General features: G+C 65.6%; 14 protein-coding genes. 4 read left to right on the top strand and 10 right to left on the bottom strand.

Translation table 11 applies throughout. The features are described 5' to 3' along the window. Positions 1 to 44 precede the first annotated feature (44 nt). Positions 45 to 1,910, top strand: coding sequence for a putative nucleotidyltransferase substrate binding domain-containing protein (locus tag BC358_RS12665; protein WP_218669489.1), 1,866 nt, complete (start codon positions 45 to 47; stop codon positions 1,908 to 1,910). Positions 1,911 to 1,931: 21 nt separating this feature from the next. Here the strand turns inward: BC358_RS12665 and BC358_RS12660 are convergent, their stop codons facing one another. From BC358_RS12660 to ppsA, 5 genes are all read right to left on the bottom strand, one after another. Next, on the bottom strand, positions 1,932 to 4,127 hold the full coding sequence (locus BC358_RS12660; RefSeq protein ID WP_079366092.1) for an exonuclease domain-containing protein: 2,196 nt from the start codon (positions 4,125 to 4,127) through the stop codon (positions 1,932 to 1,934). Continuing rightward, a complete protein-coding gene (locus BC358_RS12655) occupies positions 4,124 to 4,498 on the bottom strand; it encodes a response regulator transcription factor (protein WP_066154590.1) in 375 nt (124 codons plus the stop codon). Before BC358_RS12655 ends, BC358_RS12660 begins: the two co-directional genes overlap by 4 nt. Then, positions 4,495 to 7,260, bottom strand: a complete 2,766-nt coding sequence (locus BC358_RS12650; RefSeq protein ID WP_079366091.1) for a sensor histidine kinase — start codon at positions 7,258 to 7,260, stop codon at positions 4,495 to 4,497. Before BC358_RS12650 ends, BC358_RS12655 begins: the two co-directional genes overlap by 4 nt. A gap of 3 nt (positions 7,261 to 7,263) precedes the next feature. Next, the gene (locus BC358_RS12645) at positions 7,264 to 7,485 is read right to left on the bottom strand and encodes a hypothetical protein (protein ID WP_066154596.1); all 222 of its coding nucleotides are present in this window, start codon (positions 7,483 to 7,485) and stop codon (positions 7,264 to 7,266) included. Between the two features lie 143 nt (positions 7,486 to 7,628). Next, positions 7,629 to 10,028 (bottom strand): phosphoenolpyruvate synthase, encoded by a 2,400-nt coding sequence (gene ppsA / locus BC358_RS12640; protein ID WP_079366090.1) that lies wholly within the window; start codon positions 10,026 to 10,028, stop codon positions 7,629 to 7,631. A gap of 213 nt (positions 10,029 to 10,241) precedes the next feature. Between ppsA and BC358_RS12635 the strand changes: the two genes are divergently transcribed. After that, entirely contained in the window at positions 10,242 to 11,063 is an 822-nt protein-coding gene (locus tag BC358_RS12635) for a pyruvate, water dikinase regulatory protein (RefSeq protein ID WP_066154603.1), read from the top strand. A gap of 43 nt (positions 11,064 to 11,106) precedes the next feature. Here BC358_RS12635 and BC358_RS12630 read toward each other — a convergent pair whose 3' ends face one another. The 3 genes from BC358_RS12630 to BC358_RS12620 form a co-directional block, all read right to left on the bottom strand. After that, positions 11,107 to 11,490 carry a hypothetical protein gene (locus BC358_RS12630; protein WP_066154606.1) on the bottom strand — a complete coding sequence of 128 codons (384 nt, stop codon included), beginning with the start codon at positions 11,488 to 11,490 and terminating at the stop codon, positions 11,107 to 11,109. 131 nt (positions 11,491 to 11,621) lie between these two features. Continuing rightward, on the bottom strand, positions 11,622 to 13,475 hold the full coding sequence (locus tag BC358_RS12625; protein WP_066154609.1) for a sodium:solute symporter family protein: 1,854 nt from the start codon (positions 13,473 to 13,475) through the stop codon (positions 11,622 to 11,624). Positions 13,476 to 13,493: 18 nt separating this feature from the next. After that, positions 13,494 to 13,754 (bottom strand): DUF4212 domain-containing protein, encoded by a 261-nt coding sequence (locus BC358_RS12620; RefSeq protein WP_066154614.1) that lies wholly within the window; start codon positions 13,752 to 13,754, stop codon positions 13,494 to 13,496. 223 nt (positions 13,755 to 13,977) lie between these two features. Between BC358_RS12620 and BC358_RS12615 the strand changes: the two genes are divergently transcribed. Both BC358_RS12615 and BC358_RS12610 read left to right on the top strand, forming a co-directional pair. Further along, on the top strand, positions 13,978 to 14,286 hold the full coding sequence (locus tag BC358_RS12615) for a DUF485 domain-containing protein (protein WP_066154617.1): 309 nt from the start codon (positions 13,978 to 13,980) through the stop codon (positions 14,284 to 14,286). After that, positions 14,283 to 16,007, top strand: coding sequence for a cation acetate symporter (locus BC358_RS12610; protein ID WP_066154620.1), 1,725 nt, complete (start codon positions 14,283 to 14,285; stop codon positions 16,005 to 16,007). The genes BC358_RS12615 and BC358_RS12610 overlap by 4 nt, the downstream gene beginning before the upstream one ends. Before the next feature lie 83 nt (positions 16,008 to 16,090). Here BC358_RS12610 and ahpF read toward each other — a convergent pair whose 3' ends face one another. Next, positions 16,091 to 17,671, bottom strand: a complete 1,581-nt coding sequence (gene ahpF / locus BC358_RS12605; RefSeq protein ID WP_079366089.1) for an alkyl hydroperoxide reductase subunit F — start codon at positions 17,669 to 17,671, stop codon at positions 16,091 to 16,093. Positions 17,672 to 17,770: 99 nt separating this feature from the next. Then, complete coding sequence (gene ahpC / locus BC358_RS12600) at positions 17,771 to 18,346, bottom strand: alkyl hydroperoxide reductase subunit C (RefSeq protein ID WP_079366226.1); 576 nt, start codon at positions 18,344 to 18,346, stop codon at positions 17,771 to 17,773. Positions 18,347 to 18,412: the final 66 nt, after the last annotated feature.

Raw genomic sequence — 18,412 nt, 5'->3', positions numbered from 1 at the left:
CCCGGATGTAGGATCGATTCATCTCGTCACACAATCGTTGCGCCATGGACCACGCATCTTCCTCTTCCTGCTTGCTGGCCCGCGCGCTGGAGAACCACCGGGTTTTGGGCATGCTGGCGCCACCGACGCGGTCTTCCCTCTCAAAAGCCCTGATCCCGGTTCAGGCGTCGGCCGGCGAGCGGCTGACCGGAGGCGAGCGGTTCGGGGAGCACCTCTACTGGCTGATCGAAGGCCAAGCGCAACTGCTCGATGCGGATGGCGACGGGGTGCTGGATCTGCAGGCCGGGGACCTGTTCGGCCTTGGCCTCGGCGATGCGCTGGGCATCTGCGGTGCCAGGGCCACAACAGCCGTCACCTGCGCCCGGCTGGACGCACTCACGGTGCAGACCCTGTGCCGAGAAACACCTGGTCTGACCTATTTCCTTGGCAGCCTCCCCGGCGCCTCCAGGCCAGTACCCGGCGCCCGGGCCGGTGGTGGCGGGCCGAGCGACCCCGCACTCAACCTCATGACCACGCCAGTCCGAGCCCTGATCAAGCGCGAGCCGGTCGCGCTGTCACCGCAGACCAGCATCCGCGAAGCGGCCCAGGCGATGAGCGACCAGCGCGTGTCCTCGGTGCTGATCACTGAGCAGGGCCTGCTGTTCGGCCTCATCACCGACCGCGACCTGCGCAACCGCGTGATCGCGGCCGGGCTCGACACCGCGCGCCCCATCGCCGACATCGCCACTCTCGCGCCCATGAGCATCGATGTGCACAGCCCGGCGTTTGACGCCCTGCTGCTGATGGCGCGCCACAACATCCACCACGTGCCGGTGCTCGACGGCCAGCGCATCGTGGGCATGATCACCGCCACCGACCTGACCGAGCAGCACAGCACCTCGGCGGTCTACCTGGCGGGCGACATCTACAAGCAGACCACGCTCGATGGCCTGCAGGCCGTGGCCAGCAAGGTCCGGCGCCTGCAGCAGAACCTGGCCGCGGCCGAGGCCTCGGCCCACAGCACCGGCCACATCGTCACCGCCATCACCGACGCGATCACCTGCCGGCTGCTGCAGCTGGGCGAGGCGCAGCTCGGACCGGCCCCGGTCGACTATGTGTGGGTGGCGGCGGGTTCGCAGGCCCGCAGCGAGCAGACCGCCAAGTCCGACCAGGACAACTGTATGGTGATCGACGATGCCTACGACGAGGCGCGGCACGGGGCCTATTTCAAGGCCCTGTCGACCTTCGTCTGCGACGGGCTTGACGCCTGCGGCTACGTCCACTGTCCGGGCGAGATGATGGCAATGACGGACGAGTGGCGGCAGCCTCGGCGCAAGTGGATGGAGTACTTCGCGCGCTGGACCGGCCAGCCCGATCCAAAGTCGCTGATGCTGACCTGCGTGTTCTTCGACCTGCGCGCCATCCACGGCAACATGGAGATGCTCGACAAGCTGCGGCAGGACGTTCTGCAGCGCACCCAGGGCAACAGCATCTTTCTGGCCTACATGGTCGGCAACGCGCTCCAGCACCAGCCGCCGCTGGGCATGTTCAAGGGCCTCACCACCATCCGCAGTGGTGAACACAAGGGAACCATAGACCTCAAACACAGCGGCATCGTTCCCATCGTCGATCTGGCCCGCGTCTATGCGCTCGCGGGTGGCGACAGCGCCGTCAACACGCACGACCGCCTGCTCGGCGCGGCAGCGGGTGGCGCCATCAGCGAGCAGAGCGCCCGCGACCTGCGCGACGCTCTGGAGTTCCTGGCCTTTCTGCGCATCCAGCACCAGTCGCGCCAGATTGCCGCGGGCCAGAACCCCGACAACTTCCTCAACCCCGACGAGATCTCCAATTTCGAGCGCGCCCAGCTCAAAGACGCGTTCGCCGTGGTGGCCTCGCTGCAAGGTGTGCTGGCCCAGCGGTACAGGATGTGAAGCCCCTGCACCGCGCTGGCATCAGTACCTGATCCGGGCGTAGTAGGTCTTCTGCGCGGCTTCGCGCGCCTGGCCCAGGGTATGGATGCCCTTTTCGGCCAGCAGCGGAATCAGCTTGAGGAACACCTCGGCCGTCACCATGGCGTCGCCCATCGCGGTGTGGCGGCCGATGACGGTGACGTTGAAACGCTCCGCGATCGCTTCCAGGCGGTGCGAGTCCTGGTTCGGGTGGATAACCGCCGACAGCAGCAGCGTGTCCAGCACCGGCTGGTCGAACACCACGCCGGTCTGTCCTTCCTTGAGCTGCAGGAAGCGCATGTCGAACGCCGCGTTGTGCGCCACCAGCACCGTGTCCTGCGCGAAGGCGTGGAAGGCCGGCAGCACCTGGTCGATGGTCGGCTGGCCGATCACCATTTCGGGCTGGATGCCGTGGATCGGAATGGTGGCCGGCGGGATGGGCCGCTTCGGGTCCACCAGCTGTTCGAAGCACTCCTGCCGCAGCAGCTTGTTGTTCACCAGGCGCGCGGCACCGATCTGGATGATCTCGTCCCCCTGCGACGGGTTCAGGCCCGTGGTCTCGGTGTCGAACACGGTGTAGGTCAGCTCGGTCAGCAGGCGGTCGTCCATTGAGCGCGTCTGCTCGGTGGTCTTGAACAGGTCGAAGTCGTAGTACTCGGGTCGGCTGTCGCTGCGTACGAAGGTGGCGGCATCCACCTGTTCCTGCGGGCTGGCCAGCGGCAGCAGGAAGCGGAAGAAGGCCTGGTGGCGGATGCGCTCGCGCTCGAACCAGAAGGCGCCGTTGTGCCGCTCGACCACGTCGCGCACCGTCAGCCGCAGGGTCTCGTCCCCCACCTTCATCGGATCCATCTCCCAGCTCATCACGGTTTCGGTGCTCATGGCCTGGCCGCTCCAGATCAGGTCCAGCCAGGCCTTGCCCGCCGAGCCGGCGGCCGGCTGCAGGCGCAGCTGCACGAAGCGCACGTCGAACTCGTCGGACAGGCGCCCCGCCAGGTACGCCAGAGCCTGGATCAGCGAGAAGCTCTCGATCCGCAACCACAGCCCGCCATCCACCTCGGCGGCCGACACCGGCACAGAGGTTGCCACCTCGATGCGCCTCAGAGCCGCCGTCACGAAGTCGACGCCCAGCATGTCCTCCAGCGGCCAGCGGGTCTTGAGGCTGTCGGCCGAGCCGGCCTCCAGATCGCCAATGCGCCGGCTGAGGGCCGTCGTCTCGTCCCGGATCACACCCAGGAAACGCTCGCGCATGGCCGCATCCAGGTCGGGGTAGTCCAGCATGTCCAGCGCCGCCTGCATGTTGGCCAGCGCCGCCCGACTGCGTTCGGTCAGCGTGTGCAGCACCTGGTCCTTGGCCGCCTCGACCTCGAACTCGCGCGTGATGTTGTCCAGCATGAGCACGAAACCTGTCAATGCCGGGCTCGAGTCCTCGGCGCCACCGCCAGACGGCGCACGCACCGGCGCCATCTGCACCCGCAGCAGCTGCCCGGCCGGCGTGGTGGTGACGAACTGGGCCGAGGGTTGCGCGGCGCCGCGCGCCATGCGCTGCTGGATGTTCTCCAGCGCGTGCGCCACCAGCTTGCGGTCGAACACGCTGTAGACCGAACGCCCCAGCCCGATCAGCTCGGCGCCCCCGGCCACGCCCGGCGCCTGCGACAGCGCGCGGAACTGCATGCGCGCCCGGTTGTTGTAGAGCAGGATGCGCCCGTCCAGGTTGCAGACCACCACGCTCTGGGTCAGTTCCGACATAAGCGCCGCCAACCGGCTTTTCTCCTGCTCGATGCCGCGCGCCGCCTCGTGCACCTTGTGGTCCATCTCGCGGCGCAGGTCTTCCCGCTGCGCCACCAGCTGGTTGAACAGGCCCACCAGCACCTTGGTTTCGGCATTGCCCTTGGGCGTGAGTGCGCGCACCACGTCGGTCTTGAGCAGCACCTGGGCCTCCTCGGCCAGCTGCACCGAGGGCGTCACCCAGAGGTCGAACCAGCGCTTGAGTCCCCAGGCGATCACCCCCATGCCCGCCGCCCAGGTCAGCACGATCAGCACCAGCCGGTCGCCCACGGTCTGCAGCACCGCCTGGCGCTCCTGCGCATCCATGGCAGAGCCGATGAGGCCGAAGGTCGCCCCCAGCCACAGCAAAGAGGCCACCGCGGCCGCGCCCAGCAACCACCACAGGCGCGGGTCGGTCTTCTTCTGAAGACTCATGCACCGCCTCCCAGCAGCTCCCGCACCTTCTGCACCAGCTCCTTGGTCGAAAACGGCTTGGTCATGTAGGCATTGGCGCCCAGCGCGAGGCCCTTGGCCACGTCGGTGTCGCGGCCCTTGGCCGTGAGCATGACGATCAGCGTGTCTCGCACGGCTTCGTGGGCGCGCACCTCGCAACAGACGTCGAAACCGGTCTTGATCGGCATCATCACGTCCAGCAGCACCAGTGCGGGACGTTCACGGACGATGGCGTCCATCGCTTCCTGGCCGTCGCGCGCCAGCACCACCTCGTAGCCCTCGCGCTTCATCAGGAACTCCAGCGAAATCAGAATGTTCGGTTCATCGTCGGCAATCAGGATCTTCGTGCTCATGTGTCTTGTCTCCTCTGTGGGCCTGTCTGTTCACCTCCGGCCACCACCGGCAGCGAGAACCCGAAGCAGGCGCCCTGCCCCGCCTCTGACCGCAGCCACATGCACCCGCCGAAATGCTCGACGATCTGGCGGCTGATCGGCAGCCCCAGCCCGGTGCCGCCAGGCCGGTAGTGTGCGTCGCCGGCCACCTGCCGGAACTTCTCGAACACCATGGCCTGCTGATCCGGCGGAATACCGGGGCCGTTGTCCTGCACCTCGATGCGCACGCTGCCGCCATCGCAGTCCAGGCGCAACACCACCTGTCCGTTCTCGCGCGGCGCGTACTTCAGCGCGTTCGACAGAAGGTTCAGCACCACCTGGGTCAGGCGGTCGGCATCGGCCTCCACCAGGGGCACATGCTCGGCCAGCACCCGCTGCAGCAGCACGCCACGCTCCCGGTACATCTCGGCCATGCTGTCGGCCGCCTGTTCGGCCACCTCGCGCAGATCCACCTCGGCCACGGTCCACTCCGCATGCCCTGCCTCGATCTTGGCCATGTCCAGCACCTGGTTGACCAGGCGGCTCAGGCGCTCGGCTTCGGTCACGATGATGCCCAGGAACTGCTGCCGCTGCGCCAACTCCATGGCGTCATCGTCCCGCATGAGTTCCGACAGCGCCCTGATCGATGTCAAGGGCGTGCGCAGCTCGTGCGTCACCGATGACATGAAGTCGTCCTTGAGCCGGTCCAGACTTTTCAGCTTCTCGTTCGCCTCCCGCAGCTCGGTGGTGGCGCGCTCCAGGGACTGCGATTTCTCCTCCAGCGCCATCGAGTAGGCCCGCAGCTGCGAGGCCTCGTCCAGGATGCGCATGACGTCGTCGAGGTCGAGCTGTTCTTCCTCGGCCACCGAGGCCACCATCACCCGGGCCGAGGCGCTGCCGATGGCACCCGCCAGCTGGGTTTCCACAAACTGCACCAGCCGCGCGTCGGCCGGGATGTCGGCCACCTGTGCCACCCCGCGGTCGCGCGCATGGGCCTGCAGCAACTGCCCTGCCCGGGTGGGCCCCAGGAACCGGACCATCAGAGCCTGCAGGTCGGGCACCTGCGCCCTGCCCTGCCAGAACACCGGACGGGGGGCACCCTCGGTGCGGTGGAACACGTCGACGAACAACAGGGCCTGGCTGGTCTCCGCCGCCGACGGGGCTCGCCAGAGCGACACCGCCACATAGGCCCCCACATTGGCCAGCAGGCTCCAGAACAGCGAATGGGTCAGGTTGTCGAGCCCGCTCAAGCCCAGAAGGGCCTCGGGTCTGAGCCATGTCCATCCGAACAGGCCGTGGTCCAGGAATCCGTCGGACAGCCAGCCCGACTTCGCCAGCGAAGGCAGCATCAGCGTGTAGGCCCAGAAGCCAAAGCCCAGCACCAGCCCCGCGAGCGCGCCTCGCTGCGTCCCGCCCTTCCAGTACATGCCGCCCAGCATCGCGGGGGCAAACTGTGCAACCGCGGCAAAGCTGATCAGGCCGATGCTCACCAGGGCGTAAGCCTCGCCCGCCAGGTGGAAATACAGGTAGCCCAGCAGCAGGATCAGAAGGATCGCCAGCCGCCGGATCTGCAGCAGCAGCCCGGTCAGATCGCTGGCCGAGCGCATGCCGACCCGGCGACTGCGCAGCAGCATCGGCATCACCAGGTCGTTGCACAGCATGGTGGATACCGCGATGGCCTCGACGATCACCATGCCCGTGGCGGCCGACAGCCCGCCCACGAAGGCCAGCAACGCCAGACCGTTCAGACCCTCGGACAGCGGCAGCGACAGCACGAAGGTTTCCGGGTCCATGCGACCGGGGCCGAAATGCATCAGACCGCCGATGGCGATCGGCAGCACGAACAGGTTGATCAGCAACAGGTACAGCGGAAACACCCAGACCGCGCGGCGCAGGTGCTGCTCGCGAACGTTTTCCACCACCATGACCTGGAACTGGCGCGGCAGGAACAGCACCGACAGCATGGCCAGCAGGGTCTGTCCGGTCCACTGAGCGTAGGCGAAGGGCTGGCCCTGGTCGAACTGCAGCAGCCGGTGGATGGCCTCCTGCGCCGCCGCCTGCGCGAACAAGTTCCCCAGCCCGTCGTACAGGCCGTAGGCGACGAACAGGCCCACCGCGAGAAACGCCACCAGCTTGACCACCGACTCGAAGGCGATCGCCGCCACCATGCCCTCGTGGCGCTCGGTGCTGTCCAGGTGCCGTGCGCCGAACACCATGGTGAAGCCGGCCAGCGCCAGCGCCACATAGAGCGTGCTGTCGCGCCACCACTGTTGTGGCGGAGGCGCCGCCTCGCCCAGCGGGGAGGTCAGCACCGCATAACCGCTGGCAATCGCCTTGAGCTGCAGCGCGATGTAGGGAACGATGCCCACCAACGTGATCAGCGTCACCAGCCCGGCCAGCAGCGGGCTCTTGCCGTATCGGCTGGCGATGAAATCGGCGATGGAGGTGATGCGGTAGGTGCGCGCGATGCGGATCATCTTGCGCACCACCATCCAGGCCAGCACCATGGCCAGCATGGGCCCCAGGTAGATCGGCAGGAACCACACGCCCGAACTGGCGGCGCGGCCGACGCTGCCAAAGTAGGTCCAGGCCGTGCAATAGACCGCCATCGACAGCGCATAGACCCAGGCGTTGCCGATGACCGAGCGCCCCGCCTGCGCGCGGCGGTCGCCCCAATAGGCCACCGCGAACAGCAGCAGCAAGTAGGCAAAGGAGACGCCGATGACCAGCGGGGCGGACAGCATGGTTCAGTGGCGATCGCCGCCGGGCGACGTGTCCGGCGAACGCTCGACGATCCAGGCCAGCGCGCAGATGAGCAGTGCCCAGATCAGGAACAGCGCCGCCGGGAACAGGGGCAGCCCCAGCACGCGGATGTCATGGTCCCAGAGCGCGAGCAGCGGAAAGTTGAACAGCAACAGACCGGCCACGAACAGGGCCACCAGGCGTTGGGCGTCCAGTCCTCGAAACATGCGCGTCTCCTCTGTCGGCGGCGACCTCGTGGGGTCGCCTTTGTGCCTGATTGTGCGCCAGGCACTGACCCCGGCCTTACGCTGGAGCACAAAGAAAAACGGCCGGGCAGAGCCCGGCCGTTTCGGCGCTCAAAGACCGGCGGTCACTTGGCGGAAGATGCCAGCAACTGCCAGGTGTCGACCACCGAGTCCGGGTTCAGGGAGATCGAGCTGATGCCCTCGTCGCGCAGCCACTGGGCGAAGTCCGGGTGGTCGCTGGGGCCCTGGCCGCAGATGCCCACGTACTTGCCCTCGGCCCTGCAGGCGCCGATGGCCAGCCTGAGCAGCGCCTTGACGGCCGGATCGCGCTCGTCGAAGTCGTGTGCCAGCAATTCCAGACCGGAGTCGCGGTCCAGGCCCAGGGTGAGCTGGGTCAGGTCGTTGGAGCCGATCGAGAAGCCGTCGAAGTACTGCAGGAAGTCCTTGGCCAGTACCGCGTTGCTCGGGATCTCGCACATCATGATCAGCTTGAGCTCGTGCTCGCCGCGCTTGAGGCCCTTGGCCGCCAGCAGCTCGGTCACCTTGCGCGCCTGCTCCAGCGTGCGCACGAAAGGCACCATCACCTGCACGTTGGTCAGGCCCATGTCCTCGCGCACGCGTTTGAGGGCTTCGCATTCCATGGCAAAGGCTTCGGCGAAGTCCTCGCTGATGTAGCGTGCGGCGCCGCGGAAACCCAGCATCGGGTTCTCTTCGTCGGGCTCGTAGCGGCTGCCGCCCACCAGCTTGCGGTACTCGTTGGACTTGAAGTCCGACAGGCGCACGATGACGGGCTTGGGCCAGAACGCGGCGGCAATCGTCGCCACACCTTCGGCCACCTTGTCGACGTAGAAGGCTCGCGGCGAGGCGTGGCCACGGGCCACCGACTCCACCGCTTTCTTCAGGTCGGCGTCGACGGCCGGGTAGTCCAGGATGGCCTTGGGGTGCACGCCGATGTTGTTGTTGATGATGAACTCCAGCCGCGCCAGACCGACGCCGCCGTTGGGCACCTGGGCGAAGTCGAAGGCCAGCTGCGGGTTACCCACGTTCATCATGATCTTGACGTCGACTTCGGGCATGGTGCCGCGCTGCACCTCGGTGACCTCGGTCTCCAGCAACCCGTCGTAGATGTGGCCGGTGTCGCCCTCGGCGCAGCTGACCGTCACCAGCGTGCCGTCCTTCAGGTGGTCGGTGGCGTTGCCGCAGCCCACCACGGCCGGGATGCCCAGCTCGCGCGCGATGATGGCAGCGTGGCAGGTGCGGCCGCCGCGGTTGGTGACGATGGCGCTGGCGCGCTTCATCACCGGCTCCCAGTTCGGGTCGGTCATGTCGGTCACCAGCACGTCGCCGGGCTGCACCTTGTCCATCTCGCTGATGTTGTGCACCAGGCGCACCGGGCCGGTGCCGACCTTCTGGCCGATGGCGCGGCCACTGGCCAGCACGGCACCCTTGCCCTTGAGCTTGTAGCGCACCTCGGTCTTGCCGGCCGACTGGCTCTTCACCGTCTCGGGGCGGGCCTGCAGGATGTAGAGCTGGCCGTCGGTGCCGTCCTTGCCCCACTCGATGTCCATCGGGCGGCCGTAGTGCTGCTCGATCACCAGCGCGTAGTGCGCCAGCTGCTCGACCTCGGCGTTGGTCAGGCTGTAGCGGTTGCGCAGCTCGACCGGCACGTCCACGGTCTTCACCAGCTTCTTCGTCGCAGCCTTCTCCTCGGGTGTGGAGAACACCATCTCGATCAGCTTGCTGCCCAGGTTGCGGCGGATCACCGCCTGCTTGCCCGCCTTGAGCATGGGCTTGTGCACGTAGAACTCGTCGGGGTTCACGGCGCCCTGCACCACCGTTTCGCCCAGGCCGTAGCTGGAGGTGATGAAAACCACGTCTTCAAAGCCCGACTCGGTGTCGATGGTGAACATCACGCCGGCGGCGCCGAGGTCGGAACGCACCATGCGCTGCACGCCGGCCGACAGCGCCACGTCGGCGTGGGCAAAGCCCTTGTGCACGCGGTAGCTGATGGCGCGGTCGTTGTAGAGGGAGGCGAACACCTCCTTCATCTTGTGCAGCACATCCTCGATGCCGTGCACGTTCAGGAAGGTTTCCTGCTGGCCGGCGAACGAGGCATCGGGCAGGTCTTCGGCCGTGGCGGAGGATCGCACGGCGAACGAGGCGTCGGGGTTGCCTTCGCTCAGGCGGGCGAACTCCTCGCGGATGGCCTTTTCCAGATCGGCCGGGAACGGCTGGTTCTCGACCATGGCGCGGATCTCGGCACCGGCTTCGGCCAGCGCGCGCACGTCCTCGGTGTCGAGCGCGTCCAGGCGCGCGTTGATCCGGTCGGTCAGGCCGTCGGCCTTGAGGAACTCGCGGAAGGCGTGGGCCGTGGTGGCGAAGCCCGTGGGCACCTTCACCCCCTGGGGCAGTTGCGAAATCATCTCGCCGAGGCTGGCGTTTTTGCCGCCGACGATCTCGACATCGCTCATTCGCAGTTTTTCGAAGGGCACGACCAGGGCGGTCGGCTCGAACAGGTTGGACATGGAAGACTCCTAAGGTTGAAAAACCGGGGGCTCCATGCGCCAGCGGGTGACCTGTGGTTCTGTTATGGGTCGTGCACCGGGCAGGGGGCAAGCATTCTGGGCGTCCATGATTGTAGGATGGTGCCGCCAGCCCGGGATCACCCCGGGCTGGCTACCCCTGTGAAATCAGCGTGGGGTGGTCCTGAAATTTCTTGAACCCGAGCGAGCCTTGCCATGCCCAACCGCACCGTCTTTTTCATCTCCGATGGCACCGGCATCACCGCCGAGACCTTCGGCAACGCCATCCTGGCCCAGTTCGAAGCCACGGTCCGCCGGGTGCGGCTGCCGTTCCTGGACAGTGTGGACAAGGCCCACCAGGCCGTGCGCCAGATCAACCACACCGCCGAGGTCGAAGGCCGCCGCCCCCTGGTGTTCGCCACCGTGGTCAACATGGAGGTGCTGGCAGTGGTCAAGGAGCACTGCCACGGCATGATGCTGGACATGTTCGGCACCTTCGTCGAGCCGCTGGAGGAAGAGCTGGGCATCAAGTCCAACCACCGGGTCGGCCGTTTCTCGGACGCCTCCAAGAGCAAGGAGTACAACGACCGCATCGAGGCCATCAACTTCGCGCTCATGCACGACGACGGCCAGAGCCACAGGGACCTGGAGGGCTCGGACGTGATCCTGGTGGGTGTCAGCCGCAGCGGCAAGACGCCGACCTCGCTCTACCTGGCCATGCAGCACGGCCTGAAGGCGTCCAACTACCCGCTGATTCCGGAAGACTTCGAACGCCGCAAGCTGCCGCCGGCGCTGATGCCCCATCGCAAGAAGATCTTCGGCCTGACCATCGCCCCCGAGCGGCTCTCGGAGATCCGCAACGAGCGCCGCCCGAATTCGCGCTACGCCAGCCTGGAAAACTGCCGGGCCGAGGTGAGCGAGGCCGAGGCCATGATGCGGCGCGAGGGCATCCGCTGGCTTTCGACCACGACCAAGTCGATCGAAGAAATCGCCACCACGATCCTGCAGGAAATCCGTCCGGAACGGCTGGCGTACTGAGAGCGGCGGACCGGATCGCGCAGCCTGCGCCGCCGGCCACCGCTCAACCCTTGGCCTTCTTCTCCCGCGCCTCGGCCGATTTTTTGGCCAGCTCCGTCATGCCACCGTGTGCGTGGCGGCCCAGCGCGAACGACAGGAATAGCTTCGTCCACAGGGTGGAGCCGGCAATGGCCACCCAGTCCTCGCTGGCCAGCGCCTGAAAGCCCAGCACCGCCACCAGCACCACCACCATCACCACGCCACCGACCAGGTTGATGACCATTTCGTAGGGAGCGAATTTCTCGGGGTTGGGCGGTGGCAGGCCTTTTTTCAGGGCCACCTCGGAAAAGTCGCGTTTGACCAGAATGCGCCAGGCCCTGCGCAGCCAGAAGAAGGCCACCGGAAACAAGGCCAGCAGGAAGATCCAGTTGAAGATGAAGATGCTCATGCCATCCAGTCGATAGGCCGGGTGCGGACTGCACCCCTTGTTGGGATTCTCTCAATAAAAAAACCCCGTTGGTCACCCAACGGGGCTTCCGGTCAGGGGATGCTCATCCCCTGCAGGTGTCGCTCACACCATCAGTGGGCCACAGCACCGCCGGCGCCCTTGGGCACGCGAACGGATTCGACCAGCTCGGCGATGTGGGCCGGCACCGGCTTGGTGGCCTTGCTCACCAGGTAAGCCACGATGAAGTTCACCAGGGCGCCCACAGTGCCAATGCCTTCCGGCGAGATGCCGAAGAAGCCGTTGTTGCCGCCAACCAGGTTCAGGAACTCGGTGCCCTTGATGAAGAACAGGCCCTTGTGTGCGAACACATAGAACAGGGTCACGAACAGACCTGCCAGCATGCCGGCACTGGCGCCCTTGTCGTTGATGGACTTGCTGAAGATACCCATCATGATGGCCGGGAAGATCGACGAGGCAGCGATACCGAAGGCCAGGGCCACGGTACCGGCCGCAAAGCTCGGCGGGTTCAGACCCAGCCAGCCCGAGATCACGATGGCCACGGCCATGGAGATCTTGCCTGCCAGCAGTTCGTTCTTCTCGCTGATGTTCGGGTTGATGGAACCCTTGATCAGGTCGTGCGACACGGCCGAGGAGATGGCCATCAGCAGACCGGCGGCGGTAGACAGCGCGGCGGCCAGACCACCAGCGGCGACCAGGGCGATCACCCAGTTGGGCAGCTGAGCGATTTCCGGGTTGGCCAGCACGATGATGTCGGCGTTCACGGTCAGCTCGTTGCCCTTCCAGCCGGCGGCTTCGGCCTTGCCCTTGACGGCTTCGTTCTTGGTGGCGTCGTTGTAGTACTGGATGCGGCCGTCACCGTTCTTGTCTTCGAACTTCAGCAGGCCGGTCTTTTCCCAGCGCTTCATCCACTCCGGGCGGTCTTCGTACTTCAGGCTGGCTTCGGCGGCGAACAGGTCGGCGTTGGCCTTGACCACATCAGCCTTCACGACCATCTGGCCATCCGGGCCGGCCCCGATACCGACGGCGGTGTTGGCGGTGCCGATCAGGTTCAGGCGGGCCATGGCACCGACGGCGGGGGCCGTGGTGTACAGCAGGGCGATGAACACCAGGGCCCAGCCAGCCGACATGCGGGCGTCAGAGACCTTGGGCACGGTGAAGAAGCGGACGATCACGTGCGGCAGACCGGCGGTACCGATCATCAGCGACAGCGTGAAGCAGAACATGTTCAGCATGGAACCGGCAGAAGCGGTCGTGTACTGGCTGAAGCCCAGATCGGTCACCACCTGGTCCAGCTTGGCCAGCAGGGACACGTCGGTACCAGCCAGGTCAGAGCCAAGACCCAGTTGCGGCAGGAAGTTGCCGGTCAGGTTCAGGGAGATGAAGATCGCCGGGATGACGTAGGCCAGGATCAGCACGATGTACTGGGCCACCTGGGTGTAGGTGATGCCCTTCATGCCGCCGAACACCGCGTAGAAGAACACGATGGCTTGGCCGATGTAGATACCGGTTTCGCTGGACACGCCCAGGAAGCGCGAGAAGGTCACGCCCACACCGGTCATCTGACCGATGATGTAGGTGGTGGAGGCCACCAGCAGGCAGACCACGGCCACGGTACGCGCCGTCTGCGAGTAGTAGCGGTCACCGATGAACTGGGGCACGGTGAACTTGCCGAACTTGCGCAGGTACGGAGCCAGCAGGCAGGCCAGCAGCACGTAGCCACCGGTCCAGCCCATCAGGAACACGGCGCCGCCGTAGCCCATGTTGGAGATCAGGCCGGCCATCGAAATGAACGAAGCGGCCGACATCCAGTCGGCCGCCGTGGCCATGCCGTTGGTGATGGGGTGCACGCCGCCACCGGCCACGTAGAACTCGGAGGTGCTGCCGGCACGTGCCCAGAAGGCAATGCCGAGGTAGAGCGCAAAGGTTGCGCCCACAACCACATAGGTCAGGGTTTGAAGATCCATGGTGTGATGTCCTCTTGGTCAGTCTTCTTGCATGCCGAACTTGCGATCGATGTCACCAATCTTCTTCGCGTACCAGAAGATCAGCGCGATGAAGATGTAGATGGATCCCTGGTGGGCGAACCAGAAGCCCAGGGGGTAGCCGCCCAGCTTGATGCTGTTGAGCGCGCTGGCAAAAATGATGCCGGCCAGGTAGGACACGACGAACCAGATGACCAGCACCTTGGTCAGCAGTCCCAGCGTTGCAGACCAATAGGCCTTCGCGTTGCTTTCACTACTCATGAAAGTTGTCTCCTCTAAGTGATGCGTTTGCAGTTTCGACGGCTGACGCCGCCACGCTGTGTGTACCCGAAAAAGGGCTTTCCCAAGTACTACGCGGCGGACTTTGGTTGCGATTCCTTACAGCTAAATTGCTGCGGCCCGTCAGCTGCTGTAATCCAAGGGTAAGTCCTAGGTAAGAGGGTCCACTTAGCCTGCGGAGCGTTTCCATCCAAAGGAGGACTCCATGGAAGACAAGATGGTCCAGCGCATCCTGGACAACCCCAAATACCAGCAACTCAGGCGCAAGCGTTCCAGCTTCGGCTGGTGGCTGACCGCCGCGATGATGATCGTCTACTACGGCTTCATCCTGCTGGTGGCCTTCAACAAGGAGTGGCTGTCGCAGCGCCTGGGTGAAGGCGTCATGACGGTGGGCATCCCCGTCGGTTTCGGAGTGATCCTGTTCACCATCGTGATCACCGCGATCTACGTCCGCCGCGCCAACAGCGAGTTCGACGACCTCTCCCACGCCATCATCACCGAGGTGCACAAATGAACACCCGCACCTTGCTGCGCCCCGCCCTGACCCTCGCCTCGCTGTTCGCCGTTTCTGCTGCCGCTCTGGCCGCGGGCGCCGACCTTGGCCAGGCCGAGAAACAGGCCACCAACTGGACCGCGATCACCATGTTCGCGCTGTTCGTGGTGGCCACGCTGTTCATCACCAAGTGGGCCGCCGCCAAGACCAAGAGCGCCGCCGACTTCTACACCGCCGGTGGCGGCATCACCGGCTTCCAGAACGGTCTGGCGATCGCAGGCGACTACATGTCGGCAGCGTCCTTCCTGGGTATCTCGGCGGCCGTGATGGCCTCGGGTTTTGACGGCCTGATCTACTCAATCGGCTTCCTGGTCGGCTGGCCGGTCATCACCTTCCTGATGGCCGAGCGCCTGCGCAACCTGGGCAAGTTCACCTTCGCCGACGTGGCCGCCTTCCGCTTCGAGCAGAAGCCCATCCGCATCTTCGCGGCCTCGGGCACGCTGGTCGTGGTGGCCTTCTACCTCATCGCCCAGATGGTGGGCGCGGGCCAGCTGATCAAGCTGCTGTTCGGCCTGGAGTACTACATCGCGGTGATCATCGTCGGCGCGCTGATGATGGTCTACGTGTTGTTCGGCGGCATGACAGCCACCACCTGGGTGCAGATCATCAAGGCCTGCCTGCTGCTGGGCGGCGCCTCGTTCATGGCCTTCATGGTGCTGTGGCACTTCGGCTTCAGCCCCGAGGCGATGTTCGCCAAGTCGGTCGAGATCAAGGCGGGCCTAGCCAGCGCGGCGGGCAAGACGTCCGAAGAAGCCGCTGCGGCCGGCCAGTCCATCATGGGCCCCGGCAACTTTGTGAAGGACCCGATCTCGGCCATCAGCTTCGGCATGGCGCTGATGTTCGGCACCGCCGGCCTGCCCCACATCCTGATGCGCTTCTTCACCGTGCCCTCGGCCAAGGAAGCACGCAAGAGCGTGATGTGGGCCACCGGCTGGATCGGCTACTTCTACCTGCTGACCTTCATCATCGGCTTCGGCGCCATCACCTTCGTGCTGACCAACCCTGACTTCCTCGACGCCAAGGGCGGCCTGCTGGGTGGCAACAACATGGCGGCGGTGCACCTGGCCAACGCCGTGGGTGGCAACGTGTTCCTGGGTTTCATCTCGGCCGTGGCTTTCGCGACCATCCTGGCCGTGGTGGCCGGCCTGACGCTCTCGGGCGCCTCGGCCGTGTCGCACGACATCTACGGCACCGTGATCAAGAAGGGCAAAGCCAACAGTGCCGACGAGCTGCGCGTGTCCCGGATGACCACCATTGCACTGGGCATCATCGCCGTGGTGCTGGGCATTGCCTTCGAGAAGCAGAACATCGCCTTCATGGTGTCGCTGGCCTTCGCCATCGCCGCGTCGGCCAACTTCCCGGTGCTCTTCATGAGCGTGCTGTGGAAGGACTGCACCACCAAGGGCGCGGTGATCGGCGGCTTCCTGGGCCTGATCTCGTCGGTCGCGCTGACCGTCGTGTCGCCCTCGGTGTGGGAAGCCACGCTGGGCAACCCCAAGGGCTCGGCGCTGTTCCCCTACACCTCGCCCGCGCTGTTCTCCATGACCATCGGCTTCGTCGGCATCTGGCTGTTCTCCATCCTGGACAACAGCGCGCGTGCCAAGAAGGACCGCGCGGGCTTCGTGGCCCAGCAGGTTCGCTCCGAGACCGGCATCGGTGCATCGGGCGCATCGGGTCACTGAGTTTCTGACCTTGCCATGAGAAAGGGCCACCGCTCATGCGGTGGCCCTTTTTCTTTTCCCCAACGACGCCCTGGTTGTGAGGTTCAGGCCGGCGCCATCTCGGCCGGCACGGGGGTGCGGATCAGGTGGTCGAACGCACTGAGCGCGGCCTTGGCGCCCTCGCCTGCAGCGATCACGATCTGCTTGTAAGGCACCGTGGTGCAGTCGCCCGCGGCGAACACGCCTTCCACGTTGGTGTGACCCTTGGCGTCCACCACGATCTCGCCGAAGCGGCTGAGCTCGACCGTGCCCTTGAGGAACTCGGTGTTGGGCACCAGGCCGATCTGCACGAACACGCCTTCCAGCGCGACGAGGTGTTCCCGACCGCTCACGCGGTCCTTGTACTTCAGACCGTTGACCTTGCTGCCGTCGCCGGTGATCTCGGTGGTCTGCGCGTTCACATGGATGGTGACGTTGGGCAGGCTCTTGAGCTTGCTCACCAGCACCGCGTCGGCCTTGAGCTGGTCGGCAAATTCGATCAGCGTGACGTGCTGGACGATGCCGGCCAGGTCGATGGCCGCTTCCACGCCCGAGTTGCCGCCACCGATCACCGCCGTGCGCTTGCCCTTGAACAGCGGGCCGTCGCAGTGCGGACAGTAGGCCACGCCCTTGTTCTTGTATTCCTGCTCGCCCGGCACATTGACATTGCGCCAGCGCGCGCCGGTGGACAGGATCACGCTGCGCGCCTTGAGCACGCCGCCATTGGCCATCTGCACCTGCACCAGGCCACCCGGCTCGCTCGCAGGGATCAGCTTGTCGGCGCGCTGCAGGTTCATCACGTCCACCTCGTAGTGGCGCACCTGGGCTTCCAGCGCAGCCGCGAACTTCGGGCCGTCGGTTTCCAGCACCGAGATGTAGTTCTCGATCGCCATGGTGTCGTTGACCTGGCCGCCCATGCGCTCGGCCGCAATGCCCACGCGGATGCCCTTGCGGGCCGCATACACGGCGGCGGCCGCACCAGCCGGGCCACCGCCGACGATCAGCACGTCGTAGGCGTCCTTGGCGTTGAGCTTGGCGGCTTCGCGCTCACCCGACTTCGTGTCGAGCTTGGCGACGATCTCTTCCACGCTCATGCGGCCGGAGGCGAACACCTGGCCGTTCATGAACACCATGGGCACGGCCATGATCTCGCGCTCGGTCACTTCCTGCTGGAAGGCGCCACCCTCGATCACCACGGTGCGAATCTTCGGGTTGACGATGGCCATGAGCGACAGCGCCTGCACCACGTCCGGGCAGTTGTGGCAGGTCAGGGACATGTAGACCTCGAAGCTGTACTCACCGTCGAGCGACTTGATCGAGTCGATCACCTCCTGCTCGACCTTGGGCGGGTGGCCACCGGTCCACAGCAGCGCCAGCACCAGCGAGGTGAACTCGTGGCCCAGCGGCAGGCCGGCGAAGCGCACGCCTGTGGTTTCGCCGGCGCGGGCGATCACGAAGGACGGCTTGCGAGCGTCGTTGCCCGAGGTGTCCAGCGTGACCTTGTCCGACAGGCTGGCAATGGTCTGCAACAGCTCACGCATCTCGGCGCCGGTGTCGCTCTCGTCCAGCGACGCGATCAGCGTGATGGGCTGGCGCAGCATGCCGAGGTACTGCTGCAACTGGGCTTTGAGGGTGTCGTCGAGCATGGTGGACTCCTTGAATGTGGTGCGTTGTGCGCGAAGCGTTGGGTGAAGGGCGCTCGGCGAATGGCCGCCGAACGCCCGACGCTCAACACTCAGCGGGGATCAGATCTTGCCGACCAGGTCCAGCGAGGGGGCCAGGGTCTTGGCGCCTTCGTTCCACTTGGCGGGGCACACCTGGCCGGGGTTGGCGGCGGTGTACTGGGCGGCCTTGAGCTTGCGCACGGTTTCCTTGACGTCGCGGGCGATTTCGTTGGAGTGCACTTCCATCGTCTTGATCACGCCTTCGGGGCTGATCACGAAGGTGCCGCGCAGGGCAAGGCCTTCTTCTTCGATGTGCACGCCGAATGCGCGGGTCAGCTGGTGCGTCGGGTCGCCGACCAGGGGGAACTTGGCCTTGCCCACGGCGGGGCTGGTCTCGTGCCACACCTTGTGCGAGAAGTGGGTGTCGGTGGTGACGATGTAGACCTCGGCGCCGGCCTTCTGGAACTCGGCGTAGTTGTCGGCGGCGTCCTCGATCTCGGTCGGGCAGTTGAAGGTGAAGGCGGCCGGCATGAAGATCAGCACGGACCACTTGCCCTGCAGGCTCTTCTCGGTCACTTCGATGAACTCGCCCTTGCCGCCGCGGTTGACGAAGGCGGTGGTCTTGAAGGGCTGCACTTGCGTGTTGATGATGGACAGCGCGTTGATCAGGGACATGGTTTTTCCTGTGAAGAGGTTGAAGGGAATCGGAAACGGGAAGCGATG

This window comes from Hydrogenophaga sp. H7 (genome assembly GCF_002025745.1).
In the GTDB taxonomy this organism is placed as follows: Bacteria; Pseudomonadota; Gammaproteobacteria; order Burkholderiales; family Burkholderiaceae_C; genus Hydrogenophaga; species Hydrogenophaga pseudoflava.
This window is presented reverse-complemented; position numbering and strand designations above follow the sequence as displayed.